At 70.1% G+C, this 20,648-nt stretch carries 21 protein-coding genes; 14 read left to right on the top strand and 7 right to left on the bottom strand.

The genetic code is table 11. The features are described from left to right. The first annotated feature begins 46 nt into the window (after positions 1-46). A complete protein-coding gene (gene pstB / locus ACIQU3_RS12525) occupies positions 47-823 on the top strand; it encodes a phosphate ABC transporter ATP-binding protein PstB (protein WP_403924748.1) in 777 nt (258 codons plus the stop codon). Between the two features lie 108 nt (positions 824-931). On the opposite strand, the gene ACIQU3_RS12520 is transcribed toward pstB, so the two are convergent. Both ACIQU3_RS12520 and ACIQU3_RS12515 read right to left on the bottom strand, forming a co-directional pair. Beyond that, positions 932-1,930, bottom strand: a complete 999-nt coding sequence (locus tag ACIQU3_RS12520) for an anion permease (RefSeq protein ID WP_403743823.1) — start codon at positions 1,928-1,930, stop codon at positions 932-934. Positions 1,931-1,937: 7 nt separating this feature from the next. Then, positions 1,938-2,558, bottom strand: a complete 621-nt coding sequence (locus ACIQU3_RS12515; RefSeq protein ID WP_234845528.1) for a DUF47 domain-containing protein — start codon at positions 2,556-2,558, stop codon at positions 1,938-1,940. A gap of 204 nt (positions 2,559-2,762) precedes the next feature. On the opposite strand from ACIQU3_RS12515, the gene ACIQU3_RS12510 reads away from it, so the two are divergent. Then, positions 2,763-3,140, top strand: coding sequence for a metal-sensitive transcriptional regulator (locus ACIQU3_RS12510; RefSeq protein ID WP_403743825.1), 378 nt, complete (start codon positions 2,763-2,765; stop codon positions 3,138-3,140). A 13-nt stretch (positions 3,141-3,153) separates the two neighbouring features. On the opposite strand, the gene ACIQU3_RS12505 is transcribed toward ACIQU3_RS12510, so the two are convergent. Further along, positions 3,154-3,321, bottom strand: coding sequence for a hypothetical protein (locus ACIQU3_RS12505; RefSeq protein WP_234845600.1), 168 nt, complete (start codon positions 3,319-3,321; stop codon positions 3,154-3,156). A 91-nt stretch (positions 3,322-3,412) separates the two neighbouring features. Beyond that, a complete protein-coding gene (locus ACIQU3_RS12500; protein WP_403924745.1) occupies positions 3,413-4,264 on the bottom strand; it encodes a hypothetical protein in 852 nt (283 codons plus the stop codon). Between the two features lie 67 nt (positions 4,265-4,331). On the opposite strand from ACIQU3_RS12500, the gene ACIQU3_RS12495 reads away from it, so the two are divergent. Then, on the top strand, positions 4,332-4,574 hold the full coding sequence (locus ACIQU3_RS12495) for a hypothetical protein (protein WP_403743829.1): 243 nt from the start codon (positions 4,332-4,334) through the stop codon (positions 4,572-4,574). A gap of 93 nt (positions 4,575-4,667) precedes the next feature. Next, positions 4,668-6,221 carry an FAD-binding oxidoreductase gene (locus ACIQU3_RS12490; RefSeq protein WP_403743831.1) on the top strand — a complete coding sequence of 518 codons (1,554 nt, stop codon included), beginning with the start codon at positions 4,668-4,670 and terminating at the stop codon, positions 6,219-6,221. Between the two features lie 50 nt (positions 6,222-6,271). Here the strand turns inward: ACIQU3_RS12490 and ACIQU3_RS12485 are convergent, their stop codons facing one another. Together ACIQU3_RS12485 and ACIQU3_RS12480 are read right to left on the bottom strand one after the other, a co-directional pair. Beyond that, on the bottom strand, positions 6,272-6,970 hold the full coding sequence (locus tag ACIQU3_RS12485) for a phosphatase PAP2 family protein (protein WP_403743833.1): 699 nt from the start codon (positions 6,968-6,970) through the stop codon (positions 6,272-6,274). A 246-nt stretch (positions 6,971-7,216) separates the two neighbouring features. Further along, positions 7,217-8,218, bottom strand: a complete 1,002-nt coding sequence (locus tag ACIQU3_RS12480) for an NlpC/P60 family protein (protein WP_403743835.1) — start codon at positions 8,216-8,218, stop codon at positions 7,217-7,219. Positions 8,219-9,030: 812 nt separating this feature from the next. On the opposite strand from ACIQU3_RS12480, the gene ACIQU3_RS12475 reads away from it, so the two are divergent. The 6 genes from ACIQU3_RS12475 (at position 9,031) to ACIQU3_RS12450 (ending at position 16,214) form a co-directional block, all read left to right on the top strand. Beyond that, positions 9,031-9,339: a hypothetical protein gene (locus ACIQU3_RS12475; protein ID WP_003991275.1), complete on the top strand. Its 309-nt coding sequence runs from the start codon at positions 9,031-9,033 to the stop codon at positions 9,337-9,339. 216 nt (positions 9,340-9,555) lie between these two features. Next, a complete protein-coding gene (locus ACIQU3_RS12470) occupies positions 9,556-10,383 on the top strand; it encodes a hypothetical protein (RefSeq protein WP_403924742.1) in 828 nt (275 codons plus the stop codon). Then, positions 10,373-11,698: a hypothetical protein gene (locus tag ACIQU3_RS12465; RefSeq protein WP_403924739.1), complete on the top strand. Its 1,326-nt coding sequence runs from the start codon at positions 10,373-10,375 to the stop codon at positions 11,696-11,698. Before ACIQU3_RS12470 ends, ACIQU3_RS12465 begins: the two co-directional genes overlap by 11 nt. Beyond that, positions 11,695-13,251: an SCO6880 family protein gene (locus ACIQU3_RS12460; RefSeq protein WP_403743843.1), complete on the top strand. Its 1,557-nt coding sequence runs from the start codon at positions 11,695-11,697 to the stop codon at positions 13,249-13,251. Before ACIQU3_RS12465 ends, ACIQU3_RS12460 begins: the two co-directional genes overlap by 4 nt. A 6-nt stretch (positions 13,252-13,257) precedes the next feature. After that, positions 13,258-14,667 carry an ATP-binding protein gene (locus ACIQU3_RS12455; RefSeq protein ID WP_403743847.1) on the top strand — a complete coding sequence of 470 codons (1,410 nt, stop codon included), beginning with the start codon at positions 13,258-13,260 and terminating at the stop codon, positions 14,665-14,667. Positions 14,668-14,684: 17 nt separating this feature from the next. After that, a complete protein-coding gene (locus ACIQU3_RS12450) occupies positions 14,685-16,214 on the top strand; it encodes a type VI secretion protein (RefSeq protein ID WP_403924736.1) in 1,530 nt (509 codons plus the stop codon). A 28-nt stretch (positions 16,215-16,242) separates the two neighbouring features. Here the strand turns inward: ACIQU3_RS12450 and ACIQU3_RS12445 are convergent, their stop codons facing one another. Beyond that, positions 16,243-16,785, bottom strand: a complete 543-nt coding sequence (locus ACIQU3_RS12445) for a GNAT family N-acetyltransferase (RefSeq protein WP_366710676.1) — start codon at positions 16,783-16,785, stop codon at positions 16,243-16,245. A 94-nt stretch (positions 16,786-16,879) separates the two neighbouring features. Here ACIQU3_RS12445 and ACIQU3_RS12440 point away from each other — a divergent pair, with 94 nt between their 5' ends. Genes ACIQU3_RS12440 through ACIQU3_RS12425 form a run of 4 tightly spaced genes read left to right on the top strand, consistent with a single transcriptional unit; the run spans position 16,880 to position 20,518 of the window. Then, positions 16,880-17,800, top strand: a complete 921-nt coding sequence (locus ACIQU3_RS12440) for an ABC transporter ATP-binding protein (protein ID WP_403743853.1) — start codon at positions 16,880-16,882, stop codon at positions 17,798-17,800. Then, complete coding sequence (locus tag ACIQU3_RS12435; RefSeq protein WP_403924733.1) at positions 17,797-18,576, top strand: ABC transporter permease; 780 nt, start codon at positions 17,797-17,799, stop codon at positions 18,574-18,576. The genes ACIQU3_RS12440 and ACIQU3_RS12435 overlap by 4 nt, the downstream gene beginning before the upstream one ends. 23 nt (positions 18,577-18,599) lie before the next feature. Next, on the top strand, positions 18,600-19,850 hold the full coding sequence (locus ACIQU3_RS12430; protein ID WP_403924730.1) for a sensor histidine kinase: 1,251 nt from the start codon (positions 18,600-18,602) through the stop codon (positions 19,848-19,850). Beyond that, the gene (locus ACIQU3_RS12425; RefSeq protein ID WP_403743859.1) at positions 19,847-20,518 is read left to right on the top strand and encodes a response regulator; all 672 of its coding nucleotides are present in this window, start codon (positions 19,847-19,849) and stop codon (positions 20,516-20,518) included. Before ACIQU3_RS12430 ends, ACIQU3_RS12425 begins: the two co-directional genes overlap by 4 nt. The last annotated feature ends 130 nt before the right edge of the window (positions 20,519-20,648 follow it).

The raw sequence follows: 20,648 nt of genomic DNA, 5'->3' as shown, positions 1-20,648 counted from the left end.
CCCGGGGCCACAGCGACCCCCCAGACTTTTTGGAAGTGAAGTAGTCATGGCCAAGCGAATCGACGTGAGCGGACTGACCGCCTTCTACGGCTCCCACAAGGCGATCGAGGACATCTCGATGACCGTCGAGCCGCGCTCGGTGACGGCGTTCATCGGCCCGTCCGGCTGCGGCAAGTCGACGTTCCTGCGCACGCTCAACCGCATGCACGAGGTCACCTCGGGCGGCCGGGTCGAGGGCAAGGTGCTCCTCGACGACGAGGACCTCTACGGCACCGGCATCGACCCGGTGTCGGTCCGCCGCGAGGTCGGCATGGTGTTCCAGCGTCCGAACCCGTTCCCCACGATGTCGATCTTCGACAACGTCGCGGCGGGCCTGCGGCTGAACGGCAACTACAAGAAGAGCGAACTCACCGACATCGTCGAGCGCTCCCTGAAGGGCGCGAACCTCTGGAACGAGGTCAAGGACCGCCTGAACAAGCCCGGCTCGGGCCTCTCCGGCGGTCAGCAGCAGCGTCTGTGCATCGCCCGGGCGATCGCGGTCGAGCCGAACGTCCTGCTCATGGACGAGCCCTGCTCGGCGCTCGATCCCATCTCCACGCTCGCCATCGAGGACCTGATCGGTGAGCTCAAGGAGCGCTTCACGATCGTCATCGTGACGCACAACATGCAGCAGGCGGCCCGCGTCTCCGACCGCACGGCGTTCTTCAACCTCGCGGCCGTCGGCCAGCCCGGCAAGCTCATCGAGATCGACGACACGGAGCGCATCTTCTCCAACCCGTCGGTGCAGGCCACGGAGGACTACATCTCCGGCCGCTTCGGCTGAGCCGCACCCCCCCGACTCCTCGCGGTGCTGCATGGCGGTGCCACCGCGAGGCCGAAAAAGGGCCCGCCCCTCTCCCAGGGGCGGGCCCTCTCGTCTGCGTCCGGCGCGCTACAGGAACGCCAGATTCACGATCCCGAAGGACGCCGCGGCCACGATCGCGGCGGCCGGCATCGTGATGAACCATCCCAGGATGATGTTCTTGGCGACGCCCCAGCGCACGGCGTTGACGCGCTTCGTCGCCCCGACGCCCATGATCGCGGACGTGATGACGTGGGTCGTGGAGATCGGCGCCTTGAACAGGAACGCCGTGGTGAACATGATCGACGCGCCGGTCGTCTCCGCCGCGAAGCCCTGCGGCGGGTCCAGCTCGATGATCTTCCGGCCCAGCGTCCGCATGATTCGCCAGCCACCGGCGTAGGTGCCCAGCGACAGCATCACCGCACAGGCGATCTTGACCCACACCGGGATCGGATCGCCGTAGTCCTCGACATCGGCGATGACCAGCGCCATCACCACGATGCCCATCGTCTTCTGCGCGTCCTGCAGACCGTGACCCAGCGCCATGCCGGCCGCCGAGACGGTCTGCGCTATGCGGAAACCCCTCTTGGCCTTGTGCGGGTTGGCCTTGCGGAAGATCCACAGGATCGCGGTCATCACCAGGTAACCGGCCAGCAGACCGACCACCGGGGAGATGAACATGGGGATGACGACCTTCTCCAGCACCCCGCTCCAGTAGACGGTCGTGCCGCCGGCCAGCGCCGCCCCGACCATGCCACCGAACAGCGCGTGGGACGAGGAGGAGGGCAGGCCGAAGTACCAGGTGATGAGGTTCCAGACGATCGCGCCCACCAGCGCGGCGAAGAGGATGCCCATCCCCTTCGAGCCGGTCGGCGTCTGGATCAGCCCCTCACTGACGGTCTTGGCGACCCCGGAGCCCATGAACGCACCGGCGAGGTTCATCACCGCGGCCATGGCCAGCGCGGCCTTCGGCGTCAGCGCCCGCGTCGAGACGGACGTGGCGATCGCGTTCGCGGAATCGTGGAAGCCGTTGGTGTACGTGAAGAAGAGCGCGACCGCGATGGTCACGACCAGAGCGAAGGTGTCCATGAAGGGCTCAGGACTCCTTGACGGCGATGGTCTCCACCGTGTTCGCCACGTGCTCGAACGCGTCCGCCGCTTCCTCCAGGACGTCCACGATCTGCTTGAGCTTCAGGACCTCCATGGCGTCGAACTTGCCGTTGAAGAGGTGCGCCAGCAGCTTGCGGTGGATCTGGTCGGCCTGGTTCTCCAGCCGGTTGACCTCGATCCAGTACTCGGTGAGGTTCTCCATGGTCCGCAGGTGCGGCATCGCCTCGGCCGTCAGTTCGGCGGCGCGCGCCAGTACCTCGATCTGCTGCTCGACGCCCTTGGGCAGTTCCTCGACGTTGTAGAGGACGACCAGGTCGACGGCCTCCTCCATGAAGTCCATGATGTCGTCGAGCGACGAGGCGAGGGAGTAGATGTCCTCGCGGTCGAACGGCGTGATGAACGAGGAGTTCAGCTGATGGAAGATCGCGTGCGTGGCGTCGTCACCTGCGTGTTCCGCTGCCCGCATACGCTCTGCGATCTCGGCCCGGGCGGACGAGTCCGCCCCGAGCAGTTCCATCAGGAGCTTCGAGCCCGTGACGATGTTGTCCGCGGAGGCGGCGAACATGTCGTAGAAGCTCGTCTCCCTGGGGGTCAGACGAAAGCGCACGTGGGGTCCTCGGGGTGCTTCGGTTTCGGTCAGGCCGATGCTAGGCGCATCATCCGGCCACGGCTATCGGGCCGCCCACCAGTGTCGCCCATCAGGCACAGTGATGAGCACGGGGGCGGTTCCCAGGGCCGTATACCCAGTAAAGAGCGGTACCATATACCCACCAGGGGTATATGTCGGCCCACTGCTCACCAGGAGGAAGCGATGACGGACGTGACCGACACCACACATGTCGCACATGTCACCACCGGCACCGCCGACAGCGCCGGCACCGGGACGCCGGCCGATCACGACCACGGTGTGCACGGGTACCACAAGCAGAAGGACGAACACCTCAAGCGCCTGCGCCGCATCGAGGGCCAGATCCGCGGCCTGCAGCGCATGGTCGACGAGGACGTCTACTGCATCGACATACTCACGCAGGTCTCCGCCTCCACCAAGGCCCTGCAGTCCTTCGCCCTGCAGCTGCTGGAGGAGCACCTGCGGCACTGCGTCGCCGACGCTGCCGTCAAGGGCGGCGACGAGATCGACGCGAAGGTGAAGGAGGCGACCCAGGCGATCGCCCGCATGCTGCGGACGTGAGCCGGGCACCGTTTCAGCCTGCGGAGGAGCCCCGCTCCTCGGCCACCTTCAGCACCTCGTCGATGCTCTCCAGGCTCAGCCGCTCGCGGGCGGCCGAGGCCGCGATGATCAGCTCTCCGCACAGCTCGATCTCGGCGAGGGCCACGTGGTCCTGAACTGCCGTACCGCCGACCGGAGCCACGTGCATCACCTCGTCTCTGCCGTTGCCGACTTCCTAGAGTAGGGAGCGGCACACACACCGCGCATGGCACGGACGGGCTAGTTCACGCCGGTCACTCCTCGGCGATCCTGCCCGCGTAGATGTCGGCGGTCCTGGGCAACCGTACGCGCACCGAGGCCCCGAAATCGTAGAGCAGCGTGGTCGAGGCGACGGCGACGGGACTCTTCTGGTGCCCGTTCAGGAAGCTGAAACGGTGCCTGACCTTGCGGATGCGTCCCTCGTCGTCGAGGTAGGCGTCGAACGGCACCGCGGCCGTGGCGAACCCCTCGGCCGCCGCCTTCAGAGGTCCCTCGTTCTCCTTCGACGCCCGCCGGGCCGCGTCGGCGAGGTCCGCCGTCCCCCGGTAGTGCCGCACCGCGGTCCCCGCGACCTCCGTCCTGCCGACGTAGGTCGCCGTCCGCGTCCCGAGCAGCACCTCGGCAGCCGTGAACGGGTCGGTGGCGCCGCCGGTGACGAGGTTGCCGTCGGACAGGGTCCGCGTGTCCACCCGCACCCACTTGTCCGGGGGCACCCCGGCGCCCCGGTTCTTCATGAACAGCGCACCGGGCGCGAGCAGTTCCGTGATCGGCCGGCGCTCGGCGGCCCCCGCGGGATCCTGCGGCAGCATCACCTTCAGCCGCCCCATCCGCTTGCGGTAGTCGTACGCCCCGGCACCGCGGATCGTCACCCGGGTCCCGCCGGCGGCCATCTCCATCGACGTACGGGCCTTGGAGCTGCCCGCGTCGACGAGCCGGTCGGCGGCCTGCCGCAACGCGGTGACGGCATCCCCGCCGCGGGAGTCCCCGGCGACCGCGTCACCCCCGGAGCACCCGGCGCACGCCGGGCCCGCTCCGGCCAGGACCACGGCCGCGGCGACCGCCGCTCGCGTCCGCCGGTGCCGCCGTTCCCGCTGCCGCCCAGTCATCGCCTGCCTACCCCCAGCCGGTACGTCCGTCACGGGCCCCCTCGTTGTTCCGGTTAACGACGGGTTTGTGCCCCCGTCACGCGAGTCCGGCGCCGACCGCCGTACGAACCCCTCACCGGCGCTGGGTAACGTGGTCGGTGTGGCGCAGCAGGACGGGCCGGAGCCTCCCCCCAACCTCCCGGAACACCGCACGACGACCATGGAGAAGGGCCGTTTCTGCATGGCCCACTGCAGCTGCGGCTGGCGTGGTCCGGCCCGCAGGGCGAGAAGCCAGGCGCGCACGGACGCCGAGCGGCACACGACGGGCTGAGACGGTGGCGGACATCGCCCCGTCCGTGTCCGGACCATGGAACCCCCACCCCCCATCACCCCGTCTCCCAGGGCGGAACCACCGGGAGGCCCCATGGAACGGCGCACGATTCTCACAGCCGGCACGGCGGCGATCGCCGCGGCCGCGACCCCCTTCACCACCGCCTGCACCCCGTCGGGCACGCGCTCCGCGGGTACGGCCACCGACGCCGTGCGCACCTCCACCACGTCGAGAACCGCCGCCGCGAACTGGTCAGCCCTGGCCCGCGACCTCGACGGCCCGCTGGTCCGTCCCGGCGACGCCGGCTGGCCCGCGGCCCGGCAGCTCTACAACACCCGCTTCGACAACCTGAAGCCCGCCGCGGTCGCGTACGTGTCCCACACGGACGACATCCGCACGACCCTGGCCTACGCCCGCGCCCACGCCCTGCGCGTGGCGATCCGCAACGGCGGCCACTCCTACGGCGGCTGGTCCTCCGGCGACGGCCGTCTGATACTCGACGTCTCCAAGCTCAACCGCGTCCGGGCCTCGGGCACCACCGCGGTGGTCGGCGCCGGCGCCAAACTCATCGACGTCTACCGGGCCCTCGCCGCCAAGGGCGTCACCATCCCCGCCGGCTCCTGCCCCACCGTCGGCGTCTCCGGCCTCACCCTCGGCGGCGGCCACGGCGTGGTCTCCCGCGCCTACGGTCTGACCTGCGACAGCCTCACCCAGGCCACCCTCGTGACCGCCGACGGCAAACAGATTACGGCCGACTCCCGGGAGAACAAGGACCTCTTCTGGGCGCTGCGCGGCGCCGGCAACGGCAACTTCGGCGTGGTCACGGAACTGCACTTCAAGACCCACCCGGCCCCGCAGGGCGTCTCGGCGTACCTGTCCTGGCCCTGGTCGAAGGCGGCCGCGGTGGTGAAGGCCTGGCAGGAGTGGGGGCCTTCGCAGCCCGACGAGATCTGGTCGTCCCTGCACCTGGCGAACACCGCGGGCGGCACACCGACCGTCTCGGTCGCGGCGTTCTCCCTCGGCACCCACGGCGAGCTGAAGAACGCCGTCGACCGCCTGGCCGACCGCGTCGGCGCCCCGGCCCGCAGCGTCTCCCTGAAGCGCCGCTCGTACGAGGAGTCGATGGAGGTGTACGCCGGCTGCTCCTCGTTCCCGACGGACGCGCAGTGCCATCTGCCCGGCTCGACCCCGGGCCGCTCCCCGAAGGGCGCGCTGGGCCGCGAGACGTACGCCGCTGCGTCGGACTTCTTCGACCACTCGCTGTCCGCGGCCGGCATCCGCACGCTGCTGGCCCAGATCGCCTCGGTCCGCGGCGGCACCGGCAGCATCGCCCTCACGGCCCTGGGCGGAGCGGTCAACCGCGTCTCCCCCACGGCCACGGCGTTCGTCCACCGCCGTTCCCGGATGCTGGCCCAGTACATCGGGGCGTGGCGGGCCGGCACGAGCGGCACGACGGCCCGCGGCTGGCTGGCCTCGGCCCACAAGGCCATGCGCCCCCACGCGTCCGGGGCGGCCTACCAGAACTACGCGGACCCGACCCTGACCGACTGGCGCAAGGCGTACTACGGGGACGCGGCGACCCGCCTGGCCAAGCTGAAGAAGCAGTACGACCCGAACCGCTTCTTCACGTATCCCCAGGCGCTGTAAGGGGGTTGCCAGGGGCCGGTTGCCCGGCTGCGCGCCGGGCTGCCGTGCCGCTACGCGGCGAGGTCCCGCTCCGAGGGACGCTCGCTGCGCGTCTCGGGGATCACCGTGTCCTCCCCTTCGGCACGCCCTCTGCCGCGCACGAGCCATCCCACCCGGGGCGAGCGCTCGACGGCCTTCACCAGCGGCGTCAGCAGAGCCATGGCGAGCGGCGACAGCAGCAGTGCCACGGCGGTGCCCAGCGCGAACCCGCCCACGACGTCGGTCGGATAGTGCACGCCCATGTAGACGCGGATGAACCCGCCGAACAACGCCAGTACGAGGGCGACGAGACCGTACTTGCGGTGGGCGACGAACAGTCCGACCGCCATCGCCATGACGATCGTGGCGTGGTCGCTGACGAACGAGTAGTCGGTCTTGCCCTGGACCAGCACCTCGAGCCCCTGGTGGTCCAGGAACGGCCTCGGCCGCTCCACGAACCCCCGGATGGGCACATTCACCAGCACCGCGATGCCGGCCGCCAACGGCGCCCAGACCAGGGCCGCGACGGTCGACGCCGCGTCCTCGCCGCCGCGCCGCCGCACCGACCACCAGCACCACACCACGAGCAGGACGATGCCGAGCAGCAGCCCGTACTCACCGACGTACTCCATGACGCGGTCCGACCAGGCCGGCGCGTCCTTGGCCAGGCCATTGATGTCGTACAGCAGGTCGACGTCGGGGTTCGACCCGGATTCGGCGAGTCCAGCCATGGTGCTGCGGCCCCTTCGTCGTCTGTGCCGGCGCACCCGTGCGTGCGCCGCTGCTGCCACCCCCGTGGTTGTAGATCCGCTTCCGCCGCACGCATGCGTGACGCGTACCGAATGGACGTCTGCTCGGCTACGTCAACAGGAACGCATGGTCCCCGTTGATACGTTCCACACTCCACCGAATGATCACGCAGACGTTATCGAAGAGAGATAAGTCTTCGCAGCTCAGGGGGTGGGTTCACACACGGTTTACACCGTCGTGGGCAGTGCTTTCGCGCCATCTTCGGTGACGCGGGTGGCTCCGAAGTAGTCGGGCGTGTCGATCGGGTCGAATCGGATGACGGCACCGGTCCGGGGCGCGTCGATCATGTACCCGCCTCCGACGTAAATGCCGACATGCCGGATGGCGCGGGAATTGGTGAGGTCGTCCGAGAAGAACACCAGATCGCCGGGGAGCAATTCGTCCCGAGAGGGGTGCGGACCGGCGTTGTACTGGTCGTTGGCCACACGCGGGAGCTTGATGCCCACGGTCTCGTAAGCGGCCTGGGTCAGGCCCGAGCAGTCGAAGCGTCCGCCCTGTTCAGCGGTGCCGGTGCCGCCCCACAGATAGGGCGTGCCGAGCTTCTTCTGCGCGTACTCGATCGCGGCGGCGGCCTGCTCGGAGGGATCGACCCGCCCGACCGGAGCCTCGAAGCTCTCGGAGAGCGTCGTGATCCGCTTCACGTAGTTCCGGGTCTCGCTGTACGGCGGCACGCCCCCGTACTTGATCACCGCGTACGCCCCGGCGTTGTAGGCGGCCAGCATGTTCGCGGTCGGATTCCCGCCAACCTTCTTCACGTAGGAGGCGAGTTCGCAGTCGTAGGAGGCGGCCGACGGAATCGCGTCCTTCGGATCCCACACGTCACGGTCGCCGTCACCGTCACCGTCGATGCCGTGACTGGCCCAGGTGCCGGGGATGAACTGCGCTATGCCCTGCGCCGCGGCCTGGCTCTGGGCTCTGGGGTTGAAGCCGCTCTCCTGGTACAGCTGGGCGGCGAGCAGGGCCGGGCTGATGGCGGGGCAGAGGTTGCCCCACTTCGACACGAGGGCGGCGTACGCGGCGGGCACCGACCCCTTGGCCAGCGATTTCGCCCCGCCTCCCACGCCGTTGACCAGGTTCCCGGCGACGAGATAGACCCCGACGACGAGCAGCATCACGAAGGCCAGCGCGGAACTGATCGCAACACTCGCCACGATCCATGCCTTACGCACCGTCAACCGCCCCTCGCCGCCCAGGAGTCCGTCGGCCAGTGTAGAGGCGGCCGCCACGCCCGGGAATGATCACGAGCAGGAGAGTCGGGGCACCCGGCGCGACGGGCACGGCACGGACAGCACGGCGAGAGCACCCAGGGCCCGGCCCGGCGCACGGGTTCACGACCCGTCACGTTCTCCCCACCGCCCGCCCGTACAGCCGCGACGGCGTCCTGGACCCGTCCGCCGTCACCCCGTCCGCCGGCTCCGGTTCCCCTCCGCGAATACCACCGCCCTGAACGACGTCACCGCGGCCCCTTCGCCTCCCAGCCGTCCCGGGCCCTCACGGCACCGGACGGCGGCGCCCTCCCGGTGACTGACTGTCACCAGAAGGGAAGTGCGTCAGCCGGTGAAGGCCCCGAGTCCCTCCGGGGCCGCTGGCATCCCAGCCACGGCCCCTTCGCCGCGCCGGGTAGCCTTCACCCGGAGAACACCGGCGCGACCACTCACCCGACCAGCCGTCAGAAACAGCCTGTGAAGGTGGGAAAGGCCGCAAGAGCAGCACAACGACGGAACCGCACATCAGGTTCCGCTCAGGCCTCATTGCCCGGCGTGACCTGCCGTGATACACAGAGTGACCATACGATCCTTCGTGCATCGCCCGTCACCTCCCCTAGGGGCCGGAGCGGAACGGTGGCAAGGTATTCGTACGAAACCCGCCAATCAATGACGCCAAGTCGACATCCGACAGCCTCATTGTCGGCGACAATGAGGCCTGACCTCTGCACGACCGCAGAGGATGCGGAACTACCCAACAGGGGGCGGTGACTTACATGCTCTTTGCGGCCGACAAGGGAGACATCAACACCATCATCGGCGGGATCGCTCCGGACTGGGGCCCCTTCGGCAGCCTGGGCAACGAGGCGAAGGTGATGATCGAGGTCGTGATGGCGGTGGCCATCCTGCTCTGCCTCGGCATCGCCATCTGGGGCGCCGCCAAGCAGCGCATCGGAGCCACCGCCCTGCGCGACACCTTCAGCGCGGAACAGGGCAAGGGCCTCATCATCGCGGGCCTCACAGGGGTCTTCATCATCGGCTCCCTCGGCACCCTCTTCACGATCGTGTACGGCATGGCCGTGTAGCCCGGGCACCCCTGCGCCCGCCGGGACGCCCGGTTCGCTCCCCTCCCCTCCACCCCACCCGCCCGTCGTGCCCACCGGCTGAGGTTGCGTTTCCCTGATGTCGAGTCACCACACCGCGCCCGCGCGGGAACCAGCACGGCTACCGTCGTACGAGGAGTATGAGAAGTACGACCGGTACGAAGTGTTTCCGCACGACGTCGAGGGGGCGTACGCGGCATGAGTCTCGGTGACGACCACGAGTCCTCCGGCGGCTACGCCGGCACGGGCCAGACCCGCACCCGCCTGCCCGACCCCGGCGACGCCTTCGGCGACCCCCGCCGCCGCACCTCGTCCCGCAGCCTGGTCACGGTGGTCGGCGTGGTGGTCCTCCTGATCGCAGCGATCGCTTTCGCCAATCGGGGGGGCGGCGACACGTCCTCCTCGGCGGACGACTCCTCGGGCAAACCGGAATCATCGGCAACGGCCCCCTCCGGCCAACGCCCCGTCAAGTCCAAGTCGGCCAACGGCATCCCCTCCGGCTTCGCCCAGGACCGGGAGGGAGCACAGAGCGCCGCGGCGAACTACGCCGTGGTGCTGGGCTCTGCCGACATGTTCGACAAGGCCAAGCGTGATGCCCTTCTGCAGGCCATCATCGCTCCTTCCCGAGTGGCCGACTTCGAGAGGAAACTGAACAAGGCGTACACCTCGGAGTTCAACAAGAACATCGGTCTGAACGAAGACGGCTCGGCACCCAAGGGCGTCACATTCGTCTCCCGTACCAGCCCGATCGGCACCAAGGTCACCGAATACTCCTCCACCGCCGCGAACGTCGACGTTTGGTGCAGCGGTCTCCTGGGCCTCGCGGGCGAGAACTCCACGACCCCGGTCACCAACAGTTGGTTCACCATCACTATGCAACTCGAATGGTCCAACGGTGACTGGAAGATCGTGACGCACTCGCAGAAGGACGGTCCGGCCCCCGTGCCCGGTGATGACAGAGCCTCCAGCGCCGAAGAGATGGCAAAGACCGTCGAGGAGTACGGAGGGTTCACATATGCCCGGTAGCTCGCACCGCGTACTCAGGCTCGTTGGTCTCGTTGCCGCCGCGCAGGCGTCGACCATGCTCTTCGCCGCGCGGGCCCTGGCCGCTCCCACACCGAAGCCGAGTGACAGCGGCGACTGCTCGTTGATCGCTCCTCCGGCCAGAAAGTACTGTGAAGAGGGCACTGGGTCCAGCGGCGGCGGTGGTACCTCCCGGCTCGACCCGACCTCCACCCTCGACCCCCTCTCCTCCCTCGCCAAGGGCTGTGCCGACGCCGCCTCCTGGACCGTCGACAAGCTCAGCGACGCCGTGAAGGAGACCGCCAACGTCGACTTCACCAACCCCAAGTTCCTCCAGCAGTACGCCGTCGTCTTCGCCGCCTCGACGGTCCTCACGCTCCTGCTCTGGCTCCTGGCCGTCGCCAAACGAGCCGTCCGCGGCGTCCCCCTGACCACCGCCCTGTCCGAAGCCATCGGCTTCCTCTGGCTGACCGTCCTGGCCTCCGCCTTCACCCCGCTCATCCTCTACACCGTCGTCTCGGCCACCGACGGCATCACCGAGGTCCTGGCCAAAGCCACCGGCGACCAGACCGACGCCTTCTTCGGCACCTTCTCCGAAGCCCTCAAGAAGGGCGAGGACATCGGCGGCGGCCCGATCATGCTGATCGTCGTCTCCCTGGTCAGCATCCTCGCCGCCGGAGTCCTCTGGCTGGAGCTCGTCATCAGGGCCGCCCTCCTCTACGTCGGCGCCCTCCTCGGCACCGTCGTCTACGCCGGCCTCGTCGACAAGAACCTGTGGGGCCACGTCCGCCGCTGGGCCGGCATCATGATCGCGGTCATCCTGATCAAGCCGGTGATCGTCATCGTCCTCGGCCTCGCCGGCGCACTCTCCGCCGACGACGGCCCGAACGCCTTCTCCGCGGTCGTCTCCGGCCTCGCCATCATCCTGCTCGCCATCTTCGCCAGCGCGATGATCTACCGCTTCGTCCCCGGCTTCGGCGACGAGATCGCCGGCTCCCGCAACAACCGCCTCATGCAGGGCGCCGAAAGCAAGGCCGCCGCGGTCATCAGTTCCCCGGCCACCCTCGTCGCGCAGGGCATCAAGACCCACAGCTCCCGCGCCGACAACAACGGCGGAGGCAGCCAGTCCACCGCACCCCGCCCCAGCAACCCCGCCTCCGGCGGAGTCGCCGCGCACAGCGCGCGCCCCTCGACCGGCGGCGGCGGATCCGTCCCCTCCGCCGCACCCGCCCCACGTTCGAGCAGCCCCGTCAACACTCCCCACGCCAGCAACACCCGCAACAGCAGTACCAACCGCACGGGAGGTGAAGGGCGTTGACGACCGAGTCCCACGTGTCCCATCCGGTCACGCCCCGCCGGACATATCTGATCGGCCGCGCCCGGCCGAACGCGATCATCGGACGCAACCGCGAGACCGGCGAGATCGCCCTGATCGTCGTGGGCGCGTTCCTCGGCATGATGTGCGGACTCCTCGTCCCGGTCCTGTCGCTGCGCATCGTGCTGCTCGCCGGGTTCCCGATGCTGGCGCTGGCCGCGGTGTACGTGCCGTACAAGCACCGCACCTTCTACAAGTGGTTCGAGATCAACCGCAGCTACAAGCGGACCCTCAAACAGGGCACCACCTACCGCTCCACCGCCATCGAGGCCGGCACCCGGCTGGACGGCAAGGAGATCGAGGTCGGCCCGCCCCCCGGCATCGGCCGCATCACCTGGCTGGCCGCCCCCTTCGGCCCCGACGAGATCGCCGTGCTCCTGCACGCCGACCGCAAGACCGTCACCGCCGCCATCGAGATCGAGGGCCCCGGCGTCGGTCTGCGCGACAGCGAGGACCAGGAAGCCCTCGTCGACCGCTTCGGCACCCTGCTCAAGCACGTGGCCAACGGCGACGGCTTCGTCACCCGCCTGCAGATGCTGGCCCGCACCCTCCCGGCCGACCCGGACGCCCACGCCAAGGACGTCGCCGTCCGTGGCGACGACAAGGCCCTGCCGTGGCTCCAGGAGTCCTACGACCAGCTCCAGTCGATGGTGTCCACCAGCAGCGAGCAGCACCGCGCCTACCTCGTCGCCTGCATGCACTACACGCGCGACCTCGCCGCCGAGGCCAACGCCATGGCCCGGGCCGCCCGCGCCCACGGCGGCAAGGTCGACCGGGACGCCGGGCTCGCCGTCGTCATGGCCCGCGAGCTCACCGACATCTGCTCGCGCCTCCAGGAGGCCGACATCCGCGTCCGGCAGCCCCTCGGTCAGGGGCGGCTGTCCTCGCTGATCCACTCCATGTACGACCCGGACCACCCCATCGACCACATCCAGGCGATGACCAAGCGCAACGCCTGGCCGGCCGAACTGGACGCCGTGGAGCCCACCTACCTCCAGGCCAAGACCCGCGAGTCCTCCACCCGCGCCCCCTGGTGCCACGCCACCGCCTGGGTGAAGGAGTGGCCGATGACCCCCGTCGGCGTCAACTTCCTCGCCCCGCTGCTCGTCCACACCCCGGACGTCATCCGCACGGTCGCCGTCACCATGGACCTCGAACCCACCGAGGTCGCCATCGAGCGCATGCTCACCGAGAAGACCAACGACGAGGCCGAGGCGTCCCGCGCGGCCAAGATGAACCGCACCGTCGACCCACGCGACGTCGCCGCGCACTCCCGGCTCGACCAGCGCGGCGAGGACCTCGCCAGCGGCGCCGCCGGCGTCAACCTCGTCGGCTACATCACCGTCAGCTCCCGCAACCCCGACGCCCTGGCCCGCGACAAGCGGACGATCAGAGCCTCGGCCGGAAAGTCGTACCTCAAGCTGGAATGGTGCGACCGCGAGCACCACCGCGCCTTCGTGAACACCCTTCCCTTCGCCACCGGCATTCGGAGGTAGGACCTGATGCGGGACCCGCTGTCCGTCCTCACCGACGCCTTCACCTCCTTCCTCTTCGGGAAGGTCGAGACGACCAGGCTCCCGGTGCGCACGTCCACGGGCCAGGCCCAGGCGGTCTACCTCCCGACCGCCGCCCCCGGCCTCGGCGACTCCGGCGTCATCATCGGCCGCGAGGTGTACTCCGGAAAGGGCTACATCTACGACCCCTTCCAGCTCTACGGCCAGCAGCTCCCGGCCCCCCACTGGCTGGTCCTCGGCGAGTCAGGCAACGGCAAGTCGGCGCTGGAGAAGACGTACGTCCTGCGCCAGCTCCGCTTCCGCGACCGCCAGGTCGTCGTCCTGGACGCCCAGGGCGAGGACGGCGTCGGCGAGTGGAACCTCATCGCGCAGGAGCTGGGCATAACTCCCATCCGCCTGGACCCGATGGCGGCCCTGGACATGGGTATCCGCCTCAACCCTCTCGACCCCGCGATCACCACCACCGGCCAGCTCGCGCTGCTCCGGACGATCATCGAGGTCGCCATGGGCCACGGCCTGGACGAGCGTTCCGGCTTCGCCCTCAAGGTCGCCCACGCCTACGTCAACGAGACCATCGTCGACCGCCAGCCCGTCCTGACCGACATCGTCGAACAACTGCGCCACCCCGAACCCGAGTCGGCCGAGGCGATGAACGTCGCCATAGACGACGTACGGGCCTGGGGCCTCGACGTCGCCCTGGTCCTGGACCGCCTCGTCGACGGTGACCTGCGCGGCATGTTCGACGGCCCGACGACGGTCGGCATCGACCTCGACGCCCCCCTGATCGTCTTCGACCTGTCCCACATCGACCGCAACTCCATCGCCATGCCCATCCTCATGGCGATCGTCGGCGTGTGGCTGGAGCACACCTGGATCCGCCCCGACCGGAAGAAGCGCATCTTCCTGGTCGAGGAGGCCTGGCACATCATCAACAGCCCCTTCGTCGCCCAGCTGTTCCAGCGCCTGCTGAAGTTCGGCCGACGCCTCGGCCTGTCCTTCGTGGCCGTGGTCCACCACCTGTCCGACGTCGTCGACGGCGCCGCCGCCAAGGAAGCGGCAGCCATCCTCAAGATGGCCTCCACCAGGACGATCTACGCCCAGAAAGCCGACGAGGCGAGGGCCACCGGCCGGGTCCTCGGCCTGCCCCGCTGGGCCGTGGAGATCATCCCGACGCTCACCCCCGGCATCGCCGTCTGGGACGTCAACGGCAACGTCCAGGTCGTCAAACACCTGGTCACCGAGACCGAACGCCCCCTGGTCTTCACCGACCGCGCGATGACCGAGGCGTCCGCCGACCTCGCGGACGACGCCCTGCACGCCGCGGAACTCGAAGCGGAGGAACGGGCCGCGGCCTTCGTGGAGCACCACCTGGGCGACTCGGAATCGACGGTGGCGTAGACGGCAGAGGAGGACACGTGAGACCGGACGACCACCACACCCGGCGGGACGGCCAGGGAGGCATCCCCGACGGCCTGCTGGTCGGCATACTCGCGTTCCTCCTCGGCATGACCCTGCTGGTGTGGACGGCCACCGGCCTCGCCGCCTGGTTCGCCCACGGCACCTGGCCGTCCGGCGTCACCTTCACCCGCACGCCCCTCGCCATGCGCGCCCTCATTGCCAAGCCCCACGACATTCCCGGCGCCTGGCCCGACACACCCCCCGGCGACCTCTCCGGCTACGGCCTGTTCTGGGGCCTGTTCATCGGCCAGCTCATGATCCTGGTCGTCCTGACGGTGTTCGTGATGGGCACCCTGGCCCGCTGGCGGGCCGTCCGGGCCAGGAACCGGGACGAGAGGTTCCCGGCGGAGGAGGAACGGCCGGCACCTACGCCGCACGAGGTGCAGGCAGCGCCGGAACAGGCGTCCACAGCTGTGCAGCACGAGGTTCCGACACCGCGCCGCTCGCCCTCCGACCCTGCGAGCCCCGTGGACTCCACGGCGACCCCGGACGACTCCCCCCAGCCGACGATCACCCCCGCGACCCCGGCACCTCTCTTCGCCCAGGAACGGCTGGCCGGGTGGGAGAAGATCCTCGTAGCCCCGAGGGAAACCCGCCGAACCACCGCCGCCCAGGCCGTACGCGACGCGGAGGGTCCAGTCCTCGTCGTCACGTCGAACCCCCTCCTCTGGCAGGACACCAAGGACGCCAGAGCCAAACTCGGCCCCACCCACCTCTACGACCCCAGCCACCTCTGCAACACCCCGTCCCGCCTCCACTGGTCCCCCACCACCGGCTGCGAGGACCCCCGCACCGCGGCGGCAACGGCCACCGCCCTCCTCACCCCCGTACGCCCCACCGCCAAACTCGACCAGGCGCTCAGCGACACGGCCACCACCCTCCTGCGGAGCTATCTGCACGCCGCCGCCATCGACGGCCGCACCATCCGCCACGTCCACCGCTGGTCCCAGGGCACCCAGATCCAGGACGCCGTACGCATCCTCCGCACCAGCCCCAAAGCCGCCCCCGGCTCCGCCGGCGAACTCGAAGGCGCCCTCACCGCCCACCCCGAACGCCGCGACATGGCCCAGCAGCTGACGACCCGTGCCCTCACGGCCCTCTCCACCATCAACATCCGCGAGGCCTGCACTCCCAACCGAACTGATGCCCTCGCCTTGGATTCCTTCGTCCACGAAGGGGGCACGCTTTATGTGGTGGGGGAATCCATCGAGGACCCCAGGACGAACCCGGGCGCGATGCCCTTCCTGACGGCCCTCGTCTCCAGCGTGGTCGAGCGCGGCCGGCACATGGCCGAACGGTCATCGGCCGGTCGCCTCGACCCACCAATGACGCTCGTCCTGGACGACGTCGCGGCCGTGGCCCCGCTTCCCCAGCTCCCGGAGCTGCTGGCCGCCGGAGCGGACCGGGGCATGCCGGCCCTGGCCCTGCTCCGGTCCCGCGAACAGGGCCGCGCCCGCTGGCCGCACGACGAGCTGCCGGTCCGCTGACCCGCGGCGCACCGTCGCGCCGCCCCCTTCACTCCCGCTCGAGGACGAACTCCAACTCCCGCTCCCCGGCATCGCCCAGCGGCACCGTCAGCCCACTCGGCAGGAACCCCGCCCGCCGGTAGAACCGCTGCGCCCGCCCGTTCTCCTCGTGCACGATGAGCCGCACCCGCTCCAGACCCCGCCCCCACGACCACTCCAGGGCCGCGTCGAACAACACCTCGGTCAGCCCGCTACCGCGCTCCTCGGGCCGTACGAACACGCCGACCACGTGCCCCTGCTTCCGCTCCACCGGAAACCCGGCCCAGTCGGTCGTCCCGGGCTCCTCCACGAGCACGGTCAGCGTCCCCACCCACCGCCCGTCCGGCCCCTCGGCGATGATCTGCTGCGCCTTGTCCGCCCCCTCGGCGGCCCCCGCCGTCCGCTCCTGCCAGAAGGAGTCCGGCCGCGCCGCGGCCTCCTCGTACGTCTCCAGGAACGCCAGGTGCGCCACCGGGTCCCGCAGCGCCACCAGCCGCAGCTCCTTCGCCGCGGGCCACTCATCGGCACGTACGGACCGGATCACATAGCTCATGCGGGCCACGGTAGTACCCGGGTACGACCCCGCTCACCCCGATTACCGCCGCCGGTCCGACGACCGCCGCCCCCGCCCGCACGAGCATCGAAGCATGCTGACGGCACACGAACTCACCAAGCGCTACGGCGACCGGACGGTCGTCACGGACCTCTCCTTCACCGTCCGCCCCGGCACCGTCACCGGCTTCCTCGGCCCCAACGGCGCCGGCAAGTCCACGACCATGCGCATGCTCCTCGGCCTCGACGCCCCCACCCGCGGCCACGCCACCGTCGGCGGCCGCGCCTATGCCGCCCACCCCGCGCCCCTCACCGAGGTCGGCGCCCTGCTGGAGGCCCGCTCCGTCCACCCAGGCCGCACCGCCTACCACCACCTGCGCGCCCTCGCCCACACACACGGAATCCCCCGCACCCGGGTCGAGCAGGTCCTCGGCCTCACCGGCCTGACCGACGTCGCCCACCGCCGCGTCAAAGGCTTCTCCCTCGGCATGGGACAGCGCCTCGGCATCGCCGCCGCCCTCCTCGGCGACCCCGCCACCCTCATCCTCGACGAGCCGGTCAACGGCCTCGACCCGGAGGGCGTGCTGTGGATCCGCAACCTGCTCAAGTCCCTCGCCGCGGAAGGCCGCACGGTCCTCGTCTCCTCCCATCTGATGAGCGAGATGGCCCTCACCGCCGAGCACCTGGTCATCATCGGCCGCGGCCGCCTCCTCGCCGACACCACGGTCACCGACTTCGTACGCCACTGCGGAGCGGGCGCCACCAAGGTCGTCACCCCGGACGCCACCGCCCTGGCCGACCTCCTCACCGCACCCGGCGTCGACATCACCACCGACGCCCCCGGCACCCTCCAGGTCCGCGGCACGGACGCCGAACACATCGGCCGCACCGCAGCCGCCCACGGCATCCCCCTCTACGAATTGACCCCCGGCTCCGCCTCCCTCGAAGAGGCCTTCATGGATCTCACCCGCGACGCGGTGGAGTACCCGGCGACCCCGCAAGGAGCGGCAGCATGACCACGGCAACCCTCCCCCACCGCGTGACCCCGGCTCGCGTCCTGCGCTCCGAGTGGCACAAGTTCTGGACCCTGCGCTCCACCTGGATCACCCTCGTCGTCACCAGCGCCGTCAGCGCGGCGATGGGCGTGGGCCTCGCCGCCGCCTACGACGGCACGGGCGAGGACGGCATGGACACGGTCCTCTTCGTCCTCCTCGGCACCCAGTTCGCCCAGATCACCCTCGGCGTGCTGGGCATCCTCGCCACCGCCGGCGAGTACTCCACGGGCCAGATCCGCGCCACCATGACGGCCGTGCCCCGCCGTCTGCCCGTTCTGTGGTCCAAGGCCGCCGTCCTGGCCGGGGTCGCCCTCCCCCTCACCCTGGCGACGAACCTCCTGACCTTCCCCCTGGCCCAGTCCTTCCTCACCGGCACCGACCAGGCGGCCTCCTTCGGCGATCCCGGCGTCCTTCGCGCCCTCGTCGGCAACGCGGCCGGACTCACCCTCCTCGCCGTCCTCGCCCTCGGCATCGGCGCTCTGCTGCGCTCGGTCCCGATGGCCATCGGCGTCTTCATCGGCATCGTCATGATCCTCCCGGAGGTACTGGCCGCACTCCCCTACGCGTTCGTCGACGACGCCGCCCGCTACTTCCCCGGCAAGGCCCTGGAGGCCCTCACCACCGCGCAGTCGTCGCCCGGCCTGGCGACACCCGGCACGGCCCTCCTGGCCATGGCCCTGTGGACGACGGCCGTCCTCACGCTCGCCTCGGCGGTCCTGCGCCGCCGGGACGTGTGACGCCCGGCACCGGAACCGCCACGATGGACCCCGTGACGGAAAACCGGGCGCCGGAGCCCCTCACCGAGTACGCCCACCGCCTCACCCGCAGGGTGCGCGCCTTCGACCGACGCCACCCGCTGCTGTGGGACCTGCACTTCACCGCCTTCTGGGTGACAGCCGCCCTGATCGACTACGCCGGCGGCGGCTGGCGCCACAACGCCCACAGCCTCGACGTCCCCGGCTGGCTGCTCCTGACCATGAGCCTCGGCCTCTCGGTCCCCCTCGTGCGGCGCCGCACCCACCCCGGGGCCGCCCTGGCCGTCACGATCCCCTTCGCCGTCGCCAACGCCTGGACCGGCGCTGCCCTCCAGGCGGCCCTGCTCCAACTGGTCCTCGTCTACCACCTCGCCCTGCGCCGCCCACTGCGCGAGCTGTGGTGGGCGACGGCCCTGGTCCTCGGCCCGGTCCTGGTGTCCGCCGTCCGCCACGGGGAGGGCACCTGGGACCAGCAGATCGGCTCCCACCTGATGTCCGTCACGGTGGCCGTCCTCATCGGCGTCACGGTCCGCACCCGCCGCGACTACACGGAGGCCCTGGAGGACCGGGCCCGCCGCCTGGAGACCGAACGCGACCAGCAGGCCCAGCTGGCCACCGCCGCCGAGCGCGCCCGCATCGCCCGCGAGATGCACGACATCATCGGCCACAACCTCTCCGTCATCACCGGCCTCGCCGACGGCGGCCGGTACGCCGCCGCCAAGTCCCCCGAGCGTGCCGCCCAGGCCCTGGACGCCATCGCCACCACCAGCCGGCAGGCCCTCACCGAGCTGCGCCGCCTCCTCGACGTCCTGCGCGAGGAGGAGAAGAACCACCCCGACCTGGCCCCCCAGCCGGGTCTCACCGACCTCGACCGGCTCCTCGACGGCGTCCGCTCCACGGGGCTCCCCGTCAGCGTCATAGCCCACGGCGTCCCCGAGCTCCCCCCGGGCCGCCAGCTCACCGTCTACCGCGTCGTCCAGGAAGCCCTCACCAACACCCTCAAGCACGGCGGCCCCCACGCCACCGCCGCGATAGAGCTCTCCTACGAGGAGAAGGCCTCCGTCACCGTCACGATCACGGACACCGGCCACTGCCGCCCTGCCGACGCCCCCGGCCGCGACCGTGGGGGCCGGGGGCTTCCCGGAATGCGCGAGCGAACGGCCCTGTACGGCGGCACACTTGAGGCCGGCCCGCGTCCGCACCCCGAGCAGGGCTGGTGCGTCCGTCTACACCTCCCGGAGGAATCCCCGCAGTGACCACAGTCCTGATCGCCGACGACCAGCCCCTCCAGCGCTTCGGTTCCCGCATGCTCCTGGAGAGCCAGGACGACATGACGGTCGTGGGCGAGGCGACGAACGGCAGCGAAGCGGTCCGCATGGCCGCCGAGCTCCACCCCGACGTCGTCCTCATGGACATCCGCATGCCCGGCCTGGACGGTATCGAGGCGACCCGCCGCATCACCGCCGCCGGCGATCGCACGCGCATCCTGATCGTCACCACCTTCGACCTGGACGAGTACGCCTACGCGGGCCTGCGCGCGGGCGCCTCCGGCTTCCTCGTGAAGGACGCCCAGCCCGAGGAACTCCTGTCAGGCATCCGCGCGGTGGCCACCGGCGAAGCGGTCGTGGCCCCCAGCCTGACCCGTCGGCTCCTGGACGCCTACGTCCACCACCTGCCGTCCGACCCCACCGCGGAGGCCGGCACCCAGGAGGACCCCCGCATCGCTTCCCTCACCGACCGGGAACGCGAGATCCTCACGGTCGTCGGCCAGGGCTGGACGAACACGGAGATAGCCACGCGCCTGCACCTCGCCGAATCGACGGTGAAGACCCATGTGGGCCGCATCCTCGCGAAGACGGGCTCTCGCGATCGCATTCAGGCGGTCATCCTGGCCTATGACACGAAGCTGGTTCAGCCGTCGTGAGAAAGCGCAGAACGAAAGCCTGAAAAGCGGCCCTGAACGCAGAAAACCCCGCATCCGAAGATGCGGGGTTTTCCCAAAAATTGTTCGGCGGCGTCCTACTCTCCCACAGGGTCCCCCCTGCAGTACCATC

This window comes from Streptomyces sp. NPDC101110 (assembly GCF_044759525.1).
GTDB lineage: Bacteria > Actinomycetota > Actinomycetes > Streptomycetales > Streptomycetaceae > Streptomyces.
The sequence above is the reverse complement of the archived record's forward strand: the minus strand, read 5'-3'. Positions and strand labels throughout refer to the sequence as shown.

Bases quoted from the DNA above. Each gene is read 5' to 3' on its own strand.
- ACIQU3_RS12455 (WP_403743847.1), top strand. From the start codon at position 13,258: ATGCGGGACCCGCTGTCCGTCCTCACCGACGCCTTCACCTCCTTCCTC.
- pstB (WP_403924748.1), top strand. From the start codon at position 47: ATGGCCAAGCGAATCGACGTGAGCGGACTGACCGCCTTCTACGGCTCC.
- ACIQU3_RS12470 (WP_403924742.1), top strand. From the start codon at position 9,556: ATGAGTCTCGGTGACGACCACGAGTCCTCCGGCGGCTACGCCGGCACG.
- ACIQU3_RS12440 (WP_403743853.1), top strand. From the start codon at position 16,880: ATGCTGACGGCACACGAACTCACCAAGCGCTACGGCGACCGGACGGTC.
- ACIQU3_RS12520 (WP_403743823.1), bottom strand. From the start codon at position 1,930: ATGGACACCTTCGCTCTGGTCGTGACCATCGCGGTCGCGCTCTTCTTC.
- ACIQU3_RS12475 (WP_003991275.1), top strand. From the start codon at position 9,031: ATGCTCTTTGCGGCCGACAAGGGAGACATCAACACCATCATCGGCGGG.
- ACIQU3_RS12445 (WP_366710676.1), bottom strand. From the start codon at position 16,785: ATGAGCTATGTGATCCGGTCCGTACGTGCCGATGAGTGGCCCGCGGCG.
- ACIQU3_RS12430 (WP_403924730.1), top strand. From the start codon at position 18,600: ATGGACCCCGTGACGGAAAACCGGGCGCCGGAGCCCCTCACCGAGTAC.
- ACIQU3_RS12490 (WP_403743831.1), top strand. From the start codon at position 4,668: ATGGAACGGCGCACGATTCTCACAGCCGGCACGGCGGCGATCGCCGCG.
- ACIQU3_RS12510 (WP_403743825.1), top strand. From the start codon at position 2,763: ATGACGGACGTGACCGACACCACACATGTCGCACATGTCACCACCGGC.
- ACIQU3_RS12485 (WP_403743833.1), bottom strand. From the start codon at position 6,970: ATGGCTGGACTCGCCGAATCCGGGTCGAACCCCGACGTCGACCTGCTG.
- ACIQU3_RS12500 (WP_403924745.1), bottom strand. From the start codon at position 4,264: ATGACTGGGCGGCAGCGGGAACGGCGGCACCGGCGGACGCGAGCGGCG.
- ACIQU3_RS12465 (WP_403924739.1), top strand. From the start codon at position 10,373: ATGCCCGGTAGCTCGCACCGCGTACTCAGGCTCGTTGGTCTCGTTGCC.
- ACIQU3_RS12435 (WP_403924733.1), top strand. From the start codon at position 17,797: ATGACCACGGCAACCCTCCCCCACCGCGTGACCCCGGCTCGCGTCCTG.